The organism is Rhodococcus sp. R1101 (genome assembly GCF_000278445.1).
Taxonomy (GTDB): domain Bacteria; phylum Actinomycetota; class Actinomycetes; order Mycobacteriales; family Mycobacteriaceae; genus Rhodococcus; species Rhodococcus gordoniae.
Genome location: NZ_AJVB01000803.1, coordinates 1 through 979 on the forward strand (window position 1 = coordinate 1; position 979 = coordinate 979).

General features: G+C 65.8%; 2 protein-coding genes. Both read right to left on the bottom strand.

The genetic code is table 11. From position 1 onward, the window contains the following. Positions 1-89: 89 nt before the first annotated feature. Complete coding sequence (locus tag R1101_RS31260) at positions 90-347, bottom strand: hypothetical protein (RefSeq protein ID WP_016935743.1); 258 nt, start codon at positions 345-347, stop codon at positions 90-92. Further along, positions 326-979 (bottom strand): YihY/virulence factor BrkB family protein (locus R1101_RS28685; protein ID WP_232284829.1); only part of this gene is annotated, 654 nt, incomplete at its 5' end. The genes R1101_RS31260 and R1101_RS28685, both read right to left, overlap by 22 nt.

The window sequence follows — 979 nt, forward strand, 5'->3', positions numbered from 1 at the left end:
TGGAGCGTAGTGAGGCGGATGCGGGTCGCCGGTCGGAGGGTCGGTCGAGGTGGGTAACCCCCCGGGTGCGTGGCGGGTTCGCCAGGGTGTCATCGGTGCCGGTGCCGGTGCCGGTGCCGGCGGGGCGGAAGGGTGGTGTCGTCGAGTGGCTGCCGGTCCGCCTCGTCGGTGAAACTCACCTCGACGGTTTCCTCGGGTCGGCGTTCCTCCATCTTGGCCAGGAGCACCATCGCCGACTTGTCCTGCGCGGTGAACGGCGGTTGCGTCATCGATCGGGGCCAGAGGTGGTAACGCAGGACGACGTTGATCTCGGCGGCGAGCAGGGTCAGCCGCGCACCGAGATACAACCAGGACAGGAGTCCGAGGACGATCGCGAAAAACCGTAGACGTCGGTGGCGTGGTCGATGGTGTAGCGGACGAACCAGTCTCCGATGCGTTGGAGGATCTCCCAGAAGACGGTGGCGATGACTGCGCCGACGACCACGTCTCTGATCTGCACGGTGGCCGAGGTCAGCACGGTGAAGCAGACCAGGAACACGGTGAAGTTCACAGCCGCCGACGCGACCATGGTCCATGCCCCGGACAGCGCGCCCAGGCGGGGAGCGAACCCGATCAGGGTGGTCGAGAGCAGCATGCCGAGGCCGAGGAACACCAGGATCGTCATTCCTCGGATGCGGCGGCCGACGAAGCCGGGCCAGTCCTTGAACGGAACGTTCCATACCGTGTTCATGGCGTTCTGCGCGGCCTGGCCGATGCCTTGGGCCCCGTAGAGGGCACCGAGCACACCGAGGACCAGGGCCCAGCCGTTACCCCGCAGCGGGTGGGTGGAACTGCGTAGCTGGGTCCCCAGGATGGGAAAATCGGCCAGCGCGGAGTTGATCATGTCTTGTTCGAGGTCGGGATGCCCGGCGAGGATGAACCCGAGGATCGTCGAAAACAGCAGCAGGACAGGGAAGACCGCGAACAATCCGTAATAGGC